Source organism: Helicobacter mehlei (assembly GCF_007280785.1).
GTDB classification, from domain to species: domain Bacteria; phylum Campylobacterota; class Campylobacteria; order Campylobacterales; family Helicobacteraceae; genus Helicobacter; species Helicobacter mehlei.
Window position 1 is genome coordinate 1 of the sequence record NZ_VKGC01000067.1, and the last position, 557, is coordinate 557.

General features: G+C 47.8%; 2 protein-coding genes. Both read left to right on the forward strand.

Translation table 11 applies throughout. The annotated features are described in order from the left end of the window. Positions 1 to 329, forward strand: a 329-nt coding sequence (locus FNE76_RS08110) for a site-specific DNA-methyltransferase (protein ID WP_143928493.1), incomplete at its 5' end; no start/stop codon positions are given. Continuing rightward, the gene (locus FNE76_RS08115) at positions 326 to 553 is read left to right on the forward strand and encodes a hypothetical protein (protein ID WP_120948841.1); all 228 of its coding nucleotides are present in this window, start codon (positions 326 to 328) and stop codon (positions 551 to 553) included. The genes FNE76_RS08110 and FNE76_RS08115, both read left to right, overlap by 4 nt. Positions 554 to 557 lie beyond the last annotated feature (4 nt).

The following is a 557-nucleotide window of genomic DNA, read 5'->3' on the forward strand; positions in this document are numbered from 1 at the left end:
AACAACAATGCGAATTCATTTTATGGGGCACTAAGGGGGAATTGCCCAGCAGAGAACCAGATTACCACTATGGCTATGTCCAAGCCTACTTACACGCCAGTAAGAAACAACACGCCACCCAAAAGCCTACAGAGGTGCTCAAGCACTTATTAGAGATTGTGCCTAAAGGAGGTGTGGTGTTGGATTGTTTTTGTGGGAGTGGGAGCACGGGAGTGGCGTGTGTGCAATTGGGGTTAGATTTTATCGGGATAGAGAAGTCCAAAGAGTATGCTAAGATCGCTCAAGAGAATTTAAAGCGCGCTATGGGGGCAGAGGGGTTATTTGCATGAGCGCGCTTAAATGGGCTTTGACCAGCCTTTTAGGGCTTAGCTTGTGTGCTTGCACCCCTAGGGTGATCTACAAAGATGTTTATATCCCCACCAAGTGCAAGGTCATTAAACCCACACGCCCCCCCAGCAGTCTAAACACTTTGGACTACCTTAAAGCCCTCTTGATTTACACCGAGCAATTAGAAAGGGATTTGGATTTTTGCACCAAGGGGAGTCTAGGCTGAAGGC

Bases quoted from the DNA above. Each gene is read 5' to 3' on its own strand.
- FNE76_RS08115 (WP_120948841.1), top strand. From the start codon at position 326: ATGAGCGCGCTTAAATGGGCTTTGACCAGCCTTTTAGGGCTTAGCTTG.